At 36.8% G+C, this 8,646-nt stretch carries 6 protein-coding genes and 2 pseudogenes; 7 read left to right on the top strand and 1 reads right to left on the bottom strand.

Annotated elements, in window-relative coordinates:
* Window positions 1–1,149: 1,149 nt before the first annotated feature.
* Window positions 1,150–1,296: pseudogene (locus RV13_RS20825) on the bottom strand (ISL3 family transposase); the annotation flags it as partial.
* Window positions 1,297–1,347: 51 nt separating this feature from the next.
* Between RV13_RS20825 and RV13_RS17210 the strand changes: the two are divergent.
* The 7 genes and pseudogenes from RV13_RS17210 (at window position 1,348) to RV13_RS17180 (ending at window position 8,640) form a co-directional block, all read left to right on the top strand.
* A complete protein-coding gene (locus RV13_RS17210; protein WP_060789513.1) occupies window positions 1,348–3,369 on the top strand; it encodes a BglG family transcription antiterminator in 2,022 nt (673 codons plus the stop codon).
* An 87-nt stretch (window positions 3,370–3,456) separates the two neighbouring features.
* A pseudogene (locus RV13_RS17205) lies at window positions 3,457–4,902 on the top strand (IS1182-like element ISEfa7 family transposase).
* Window positions 4,903–5,049: 147 nt separating this feature from the next.
* Entirely contained in the window at window positions 5,050–5,445 is a 396-nt protein-coding gene (locus RV13_RS17200) for a PTS sugar transporter subunit IIA (protein ID WP_071875980.1), read from the top strand.
* Window positions 5,446–5,471: 26 nt separating this feature from the next.
* Window positions 5,472–5,930: a PTS sugar transporter subunit IIA gene (locus RV13_RS17195; protein ID WP_016182054.1), complete on the top strand. Its 459-nt coding sequence runs from the start codon at window positions 5,472–5,474 to the stop codon at window positions 5,928–5,930.
* A 16-nt stretch (window positions 5,931–5,946) separates the two neighbouring features.
* Window positions 5,947–6,225: a PTS sugar transporter subunit IIB gene (locus tag RV13_RS17190; RefSeq protein WP_028021250.1), complete on the top strand. Its 279-nt coding sequence runs from the start codon at window positions 5,947–5,949 to the stop codon at window positions 6,223–6,225.
* An 11-nt stretch (window positions 6,226–6,236) separates the two neighbouring features.
* Window positions 6,237–7,610, top strand: a complete 1,374-nt coding sequence (locus tag RV13_RS17185) for a PTS galactitol transporter subunit IIC (protein ID WP_016182056.1) — start codon at window positions 6,237–6,239, stop codon at window positions 7,608–7,610.
* Between the two features lie 19 nt (window positions 7,611–7,629).
* Window positions 7,630–8,640, top strand: a complete 1,011-nt coding sequence (locus tag RV13_RS17180) for a Gfo/Idh/MocA family protein (protein WP_016182057.1) — start codon at window positions 7,630–7,632, stop codon at window positions 8,638–8,640.
* Window positions 8,641–8,646: the final 6 nt, after the last annotated feature.

Raw genomic sequence — 8,646 nt, 5'->3', positions numbered from 1 at the left:
AGGTTTTAGAAATGATCGGCAGACATTAAGTTAACAAAATGAATTTATTAGATACCTCTAATTTTGTTTAGAGAACTAAATAATGTTCAGTTCAAGTTATTCAGAAGAAACAGGTGTTAGTATCAAATCATAGAATGATTTTCATAGAGACAAAACAAATTAAACCTATCTACGACATGAACTGCTTTCCGTATGCAACTCATGTCGATAGTGATTATCCACATAGTTATTAAAATAGTAAAACGGCATGTTTTAACCCTTACTTTCAAGTAAATTTTATCAAGTGCAGGAGTGAAATATCAACAACAGCAGATGGCCTTATTTGATGATACAAATCCGCCATTTAGATAATTAAGAATATGAAAAATCTTTCTAAGTTTCAAATTGATGGGAAAATAGAAATTGATAAGGTAAACAAAGAAATACTGATATTAAATGGCATAAATACAATTCGAGATGTTCGCAAAAAGTAAAGAAAATCGCTGTAAAAGATGTTTTTTTATCTTTTGTATTTGTAAAGCATAACAAAATGGCAAAACACTATTGAGTAGCATTATTTCAGATGTCGTGTATTATAATTTTGCAATTAATAGTGATTTATCTTGATGCTTATAAAAAATAGGAAATAAGCAAATAGCGGTGATAAATAAGTTAGATAACCACCACAACAACTGAGGTTTTAAAAAATGATATTAATATAGTATAAAAAAATAGCGATTTAGTTAACTTAGATTATTAATGAATCATATACTCGAAATAACGTTTTTAGTTGGATAGAATAGAGATGTGTAAAATAAATTACAAAAAAGAACATCTAACAAAAAGATGTTCGATAATTTTACTTACATTTAATCGATATGTTCAGATCATGATTGATTGCATCGTTTGCAACCAATAAATTTAAAACCAGTATCTTTGTTAAGACTGTACAAATATTCAATAGCTTGTTTACAGTTATCAAATCTCCCTACAATTTGTCTGCGGTTTTCATGAGGGAGAGAAGGACAAAACAAGGTGTGCACTAAATGCTGTCCTTTATAATTGGCTTTTTTGTCACAAATAAAATATCGCATAATGTAGTCACCTCAAATTGTATTTTTATTTGAGAAAAATTATAGCAAAATTTTTCATTTATTAAAATACTTTCAATGTTAGTTGATGGTGTTCATCAACTAAGTCCGATTTCGCAGAAAATGTTTGTCCGCAATCATGGCAGAGAAAACCACTGCATTTTAATTCTAAAATAGTAGTCAGCTTTTCTTTGAATTTCAACACCTGAGTGCGTGTCGTATAGGATCTGTAGATTATTTAATCTATTGAAACAGAAAATGAAAGGAGTTTCTAGAAGTGGAAAAATTCGTATTAAATGATAGCCAAGTAAGAATCGTCACTATGCTACTAGATAACGAAGAGCCTCTAATGATTAGCGATATTCAAGATAGTACGCATCTCTCCAAACGATCTGTATATAATAACTTGAAAGTGATCTACGAATATTTTCAGAAAATAGGATTTTCTGATTTTTCGATTCGGGAGCAAAAAGGACTGTTTTTAGATCCAGAGGAAAAGAGAATCTTAAAGAACACGCTGAGGTCCAGTCAAACAGAGTTGGTTCTTTGTCCTGAACAGCGAGTGATTTTGATTGCCTGTTACTTAATGTTTCCAGAGAAAAAAATTTTGATTGAATCAATTGAAAAAATGTGTCAGGTTTCACGAAATACAATCATTTCAGATATTAAGAAAACGAAAATAGAATTGGAAAACTATCAATTAACGATTGGCTATTCTCCTAAAATGGGCTATCAGATCGAAGGAAAATTGATCAATAAGAGAGAGGTATTCCTATTTTTCATTGAACGTCTATTAAAGTTTGTCGATATTCGTTTGCTTACTTTTCTGAATATCAACGATGTAAATGAAAATTTTAATAAGTTAAAAATCATATCAAATGAATTAGATAGTAGTTACAATGAGGAATCCCTACTGGCTTTAGCGGCGCTTCTTTCTGTCATCAGGCGCGGTGATGAACGTTATGAGTTCAGTATTAAGGAACTACATTTTATTCAGGATACGATAGAATTAGCTAAAGTAGATGAACATTTTACGGAGTTCTCGATCCATGACCGCTTCTACTTGACTGTGCATCTGTTGGGGACCCGATCGGCGACCGAATTCAAAATCGACAGAGAAAAGAATGTTGAGCTATTAAAATTATCAGAAAAGATCGTTGAGAAATTTGAAGTCGTCACCAATAATACGCTATTTGATAAAGATACGTTAGTCAACGAAATTTATCTACATTTGAGTTTATCCCTCCATTATCATGAATTATCCATACAAGCAGTGAATCCATTGTTGGAAGAGATTAAGACGAATTACTCAAGCATTTACTCCGCAACAAAAATCGTCTGTGAATCCTTAAAAAATGATTTTCTTGTTCCCATATTTGAAAGTGAGATCGCAAATATCACGTTGCATTTAGGGAGTCATTTAAGAGATCCTTTTGAAAAGAGCTCTAGCAAACGAGTTCTGATCGTTTGTCCAAGCGGTCAATCAACTTCAAATTTGTTACAGGTGGAAGTGACAAAGCTATCTCCAGAGATCAAGGTCGTTGGCGCTTCTGCTATCAGTGATATAGCGGATAAAGAATCGGAATTTGATTTCATTATCTCGACCATTGATCTGGACACAGAGTTTCCTTTTATCAAAGTAAATCCGATTTTGACAAAAGAAGACAAAGAAAAAATTGCCACCGTTCTTTTTTTGAGTCAAAGTCGCTACCATGCGGATGATCAGCAAATCAATGGTTTGTTTGATATTATTGCTCGATATGTGGAATCGGAAAAAATGCCGATTATCACGAAAGAAATCATTGATTTTGTCAATCATTCTAATCCAATCATTAAAGTTGAACATGAATACCGTTATTCTTTAACGGAACTAATTGGCCAGCATAATATTCAAATCGCCGCAACTCCTTTAGGTTGGCGTGAAGCGGTAGCGATGGCAGCAGAACCGCTAAGAGCGACCAAAACGATTGATCAGGAATACGTGGAAGAGATGATCCGCCTAGTGGATGTATACGGACCGTATATTGTATTAGGGAAAAATGTCGCGTTGGCCCATGCGAAACCAGAGAATGGTGTCAATCGATTAGGGATATCTATGCTGGTGTGTCCAGAAGGCATTTGTTTTGATGAGGAAAATGAGATCAACGTTCTATTTGTTGTCGCGTCGCCTAATGAGTATGAGCATCTCAATTACCTGAATGATATTTTGAAATTCGCGAAAAATTCCGATGCTGTTAAAAGCATCATTCAAACAAAAAATGTAACAGAATGCTATGAATTAGCTAAAGGAATGTTCTAGTTTTTAGAGAAGTCCGTTTTATGGATGATGTCTACAGTCTTTTCTTTTATAATAGATTTATGAAAACGAATGCAAGGAGTGATAGTTATGATGTCTAAAAACAATACGAACGGTAGAAATCAATTTGCGATGCTCACGATTGATGATCTGGTTCCTCAAGATCATCTCGTTCGAAAGATTGATGCCGCGCTTGATTTTGAATTTATTTATCCAATCGTCGAAGCCACTTACTCCGATTTAGGTCGCCCAAGTATCGATCCAGTGATTCTGATCAAATTGGTGTTTATTCAGTATTTATTCGGTATCCGTTCCATGCGGCAAACCATTAAGGAAGTCGATACCAATGTCGCTTACCGCTGGTTTTTAGGCTATTCCTTCGAGGAGAAAATCCCCCATTTCTCAACTTTTGGAAAGAATTATGTCCGCCGATTTAGAGAAACGACGGTGTTTGAGGATATTTTTGCCTATATTTTAGAACAAGCAGTTAAAGCAGGTTTTGTAACAGAGGATAATTTGTATCTTGATTCTACCCACATCAAAGCTAACGCCAATAAACATAAGTTTACGAAGGAAATGACCCACGATGAAGCGAAAGCCTATCAGGATGAATTAGAAGATGAGATCAATCGTCAACGAATAGAGGCCGGAAAACGCCCTTTTACTTTGGACTTAGAAAAGGAAGTGAAGCTGAAAGAAAGAAAAATAAGTAAGGCTGATCCGGAAAGCGGCTACTACGTCAAAGGCGAACGAGAAAAACAATTTGCTTATTCTGCCCATACTTCATGTGACGACAACGGATTTATTCTTAGCACAATCATCACTCCTGGAAATATTCATGACAGTCAAGTCGCCTTTCAGCTCGTCAAACAATCGAAGAGACTTTTTCCTGAAATCAACTGTGTTGTCGCTGATGCTGGGTACAAGAAACCTAAGTTTGTTCACTTTTTGACTCATTTGAATCTTCGACCTTGTTTGCCTTATTCAAGGCCCAAAGGGAAAAAAGGGCTATTATCAAAAAACGAGTTTCTCTATGACGAGTATTATGATTGTTACATTTGTCCGCAGGATCAAATGCTCGCTTTTTCAACGGTTACTCGAGAAGGGTACCGAGAATACAAATCCAATCCAAAAGAATGTGTGAACTGTCCTCTGCTAAACCAATGTACCAAAAGTAAAAATCATCAACGAGTCATCACGAGACATGTTTGGGGAGATCTGATGGATGAAGTGGAACATCTTCGCCTAACGGATCTGAATAAATCAATTTACAAAAAACGGAAACAAACGATTGAACGAATATTTGCAGATGCAAAAGAAAAGCATGGGATGCGTTAGACCAAGTATCGAGGCTTGGAAAAAGTCGCGACGCATACGATGCTAGTGTTTGCTGCAATGAATTTAAAGAAATTAGCCACCTGGCTATGGAAAGGCAAGGAGCCTTTATTTTTTTGTTCAAAATTTCGAAACGAAGTAGATAAAAAGCTGTTCCAAGCTCGAGTTACGAGTTTGGAACAGCTTTTGTCTACAGTCTGAGAAGTCCAAGATGGTGCACACTCTTTGTGCACCATCTTGGACTTCTTTTTTGCTAGCGTTTTCACTATATTGTAAGTACAGGTAAGAAATGTAAAAACAACGAAGGAGGGGAGGAATATCTTACCTTATAGCCTAATTGTACAAATATTGGAGGAAGTGAATGGCTGGAAGCAATTGACCAGTTTCGTGGCTGACCAGCTAATAAAAAATGAACAGGAACGAAGTAACTACAAAGATGAAATTAACGAAAGCCTAGAACAATTCGGACCTTATTATTTACTGCCTAATGTCATCTTGTTTCACGGAAAGCCAGATAAAAAGTATTCAAATGCATTAGTAATTGTGAAACTGAATAAAGCGTTCACAGCTGTTGAAGATAACTTGCCCGTCAAACTGATCGTAGGAATGACTGCGGAGGATTCAAATGCTCATTTGAAGGTGCTTCAGCATTTAGTTGAAAAGCTAAACGTTTATCAGAATGTTGTCGACATATTGTCGGCAAAAAAAAAGGAAGAAATAGAAAAAGTAATACACGAATTCTAGTAATCGTTTGAGGAAGGAGGAAGCAAATGAATGACTTTGAATTTTTACCAGATCTGATTTATTCTGATCTGCGCGTAGCAGATCAAAAAGAGGCGATTAATCGTCTAGCAGAATTATTGGAAAAAAGTGGATTAGTAGGAGGAGATTACAAAAAGGATGTACTTTCGAGAGAGAAAGTATTTCCCACTGGAATAGCAGTCAAAAGCGGGGCCGTTGCTATTCCTCATGCCAGAAGCTCCAAAGTTTTTGGAAATGGAGTAGCCGTTGGAGTTCTTGATAGACCTGTCATTTTTCATTCTATGGAAGATTGTGATACAGAGATCGACGTTGAAATCGTCATGCTACTTGCGATTTCCGAGTCGGATAAGCAACTGAAGATGCTGCAGACAATCATGAAAATGTTAAGTAAGGAAGAATTCATTCTTTTGTTGAAAGAAAAAGAGAGCGAAGAAGAGATAGCACAGCTATTGAATAGTTTTTTATAAATAAGGAGGGAAAACAATGGAAAAAACAGTCGTTATTGCGTGCGGAGCGGGTTTAGCTACATCTTCAATGGTAAGGGATAAGATCGAAGAGGTATTGAGTGAGAATAATATTCGGGCCAATATCATTCAAACAACACTAAATGAATTGGAAGGATACGATGACAAGGCAGATATATTCATCACAACAATGAAGATCAATTCAGACTATACAACACCTGTGGTCCATGGGAGTGCCTTTTTAACAGGGATTAATGAAGAAACAGTCATTGAACAAATTGTAGGAATCTTAAAATAAGGAGGTTAATTATGCTAGTAGATATCATTCAATACATTGTTGATCTTGGCAGCTATGTTTTTGTTCCAATTTTAATGTTTATTATTGGGTTGATTTTTGGGCTGGGCTTTTTAAAAGCACTAAAGGCGGGAGCTACAGTTGGTATCGGACTCATTGGTGTATCGATTGTTAGTACCTTGACAGCAGAATCTTTATCTCCAGTCATTCAAATCATGGTGGAACGCTTGAATTTGAATTTGACTGCAATTGATGTAGGGGGCGGACCTGCAGCAGCCGTTGGTTTTGGTTCTTCCTTAGGCGCAGTACTGATCGTGGTGATCTTAGTTCTGAATATTGTGATGGTCTTTTTCAAATTAACGAATACAGTGAATGTAGACATCTATAACTTTTGGTATTTTGCAATTACAGCCGGGTTTGTCAATCTGTTAACAGGTAGCTTCATCGTTGCGATTTTAGCCGGTGTGACTCATGCAGTATTAGGATTGAAGATCGCAGATATCACAGCGAAGAAAACCCAAAAAATTATTGGTATCGAAGCCATTTCGATTCCTCATGGTTTTGCTGCAATGAGTGCGCCTTTGTTCATTGTATTAGACAAAATTTACGACTTTATACCATTGTTTGATCACAAAGACGAAAATGAAATCAAAAATGAAAAAGGGATTGCGAATGTTATTGGGACGATTTTTGGCGATCCGTTGTTCTTGGGATTAATTCTGGGGGCAGTCTTTGGAATCATTGCTCAATATGATGTTCCTGGCATTCTTGAAGTAACAATGAAAACTGCCGGAATCATGGTTCTATTCCCTAATATGGTCAAATTGATTGTGAATGGATTGATCCCAATTTCAAATCAGGCGAAGAAATTCTTTGCTACTAAATTCAAGGATCGTGAGTTATATATCGGCTTAGATTCTGCTGTTACTATTGGACATCCTGTTACTATCAGTGTTGGTATGTTAATGATTCCTGTATTTATGATTTTTGCAGCAATTTTACCAGGAAATACGACACTTCCACTAGGCGAGGTACCTTTCGCAGCGTTCTACGTTTGTTTTGCTACAATTATCCACCGAGGAAATCGTTTAAGAACAATCGTATCAAGTGTGATCTTTATTCCAATCGTTTTGTGGATTTCTAGCTGGGCGGCGCCACTGTTTACACAATTAGCAGATAGTGCCGGTTTGAGCTTCGTTCAGGAAGGGCAGCAAGCAACGACCATGGCGTTGGGGAATTTTGGTATCTGGTTCCCAACAATGATCGCACAGATTCCAACGGTTGGACCGATCCTGTTGGTGGCAGTCATTCTAGTGGTAATATTCGGCGGAAAGATGATCGAAAATAAACGAAGCGCAGAAGAAACGAGTGCGACAGAAAAAGTATAAAGAAGAGATGAGGTATAAAATGCTAACAATTGGTGTAATTGGTGCTGGAATCTATGGAACATATCACATTCGAACTTACATGAAAGACCCCAACATTGAAAAAGTGATCGTTTGTGATTTGAATGAAGAACGTTTAAAAGTAGCGGAAGATTCCTATGGGATTACGGGGTATACAAATATGGGAGAGATGTTGGAAAAAGAAAGCATTGATGCTATTAGCATCGCAACTTCTGATCCTTATCATTTTGCTCCTTTGAAAGAGGCAATCGAAGCAGGGATCAAGAACATTTTTGTTGAAAAGCCCTTGGCAACGACGGTCGATGAAGCAGAAGAAATCGTTCGGCTGGCTAAAAAACATGACACGAAAATCATGGTGGATTTCCACAAACGCTGGGATCCTGCTTACAACAATATGAAAGATCTTGTTAAAAATGATCAAATCATTCGTGGCTATATCTCATTGGATGACGTGATCTCTGTCCCGTTAAACTGGTTCTCTTGGACGGCTAAATCTTCACCAGTTTGGTTTTTAGGAGTTCATTGTTATGACCTGATCAGATATATGACCAATAGTGAAGTTCAATCTGTTTATGCAGTAGGCAACAAGAAGATGCTTGCAGACAAAGAAATCGATACGTATGATTCCGCTCAAGCAATCTTGCAGATGACTGACGGCAGCAATTGGGTCGTTGAAAGTTCGTGGATACTACCAGACTCGTTTCCTAAATCGAATGATGGTCAGCTAGTAATGTTGACGGATAACCATTACCTAAAAAATGAATCCTATCGTGGGGTAAAGAGCTATGGCGAAAAGGCCAGCTTGCCAAACTATATTTTCATGAACTTTGGTGAAGATGAAGTTTCCGGCTTTGGTCTTGATCCTATGAAAGAGTTTATTCGTAATATCATTGAGAATAAAGACTTTCGCTGCGATGCTGTCGATGGGTTAATGGCAACGAAGATCGCCGCAGCTGTCCATCAATCGCTTGAAACAGGAGAAGTAGTCCTTTTAAATGAAGGGAATTTATAAAAAAGG

This window comes from Enterococcus raffinosus, assembly GCF_001886185.1.
GTDB classification, from domain to species: domain Bacteria; phylum Bacillota; class Bacilli; order Lactobacillales; family Enterococcaceae; genus Enterococcus_A; species Enterococcus_A raffinosus.
This window is presented reverse-complemented; position numbering and strand designations above follow the sequence as displayed.